The sequence below is a fragment of the Variovorax sp. P4_D9 genome (genome assembly GCF_056401695.1).
On record NZ_JBFUIU010001693.1, the window covers coordinates 1 to 683 of the forward strand.

Here is a 683-nt window from a genome sequence, read left to right on the forward strand (position 1 = left end):
GAGTTGATGGCCTACGCCAAGGCCAACGGCGACAAAGTCAACCTTGCACACGCGGGACTGGGCGCGGTGTCGCACTTGTGCGGCGTGCTGCTGCGCCAAGCGATGGACGTGTCGATGACCACGATCCCGTACCAGGGCACCGGGCCCGCCATGAACGCCTTGCTGGCTGGACAAGTCGACCTACTGTGCGACCAAACGACCTCCACCACGCCTCACATCAAGGCGGGCTCGGTCAAGCTCTATGGGGTCACGACCCCTGCGCGGCTGAAGACGCTGCCCGACACGCCTACGCTCTCAGAGCAGGGCCTGCCCGGCTTCCAAGTCGTGGTGTGGCACGGCATCTATGCGCCTAGAGGGACGCCGAAGGAAGCGATCGACAAGTTCGGCGCAGCGCTCAGGACTGCGCTCAAGGATCCGACCGTGGCGAAGCGCCTGGAGGAACTGGGTGCGGTGATCCCCTCCGACGACAAGCTCACGCCGGCAGGCTTGCAAACCTGGCTGGACAAGGAAACGCAGCGCTACGCGCCGGTCATCAAGGCGGCAGGCCAGTTCGCCGATTAACTTCCTGTTTGATCTGAGGATTGACATATGAAGATTCTTGTTCCCTTTAAGCGGGTCGTCGACTACAACGTCAAGGTGCGCGTGAAGAGCGACGGCACCGGCGTCGACAATGCCAACGTGAA

At 62.4% G+C, this 683-nt stretch carries 1 protein-coding gene and 1 pseudogene; both read left to right on the top strand.

Features of this window, described 5'->3' with window-relative positions; genetic code table 11:
• Window positions 1–561: tripartite tricarboxylate transporter substrate-binding protein (locus AC1DY5_RS57800; RefSeq protein WP_478123066.1), on the top strand; the 561-nt coding region annotated here is incomplete at its 5' end.
• A 27-nt stretch (window positions 562–588) separates the two neighbouring features.
• A pseudogene (locus AC1DY5_RS57805) lies at window positions 589–683 on the top strand (electron transfer flavoprotein subunit beta/FixA family protein); the annotation flags it as partial.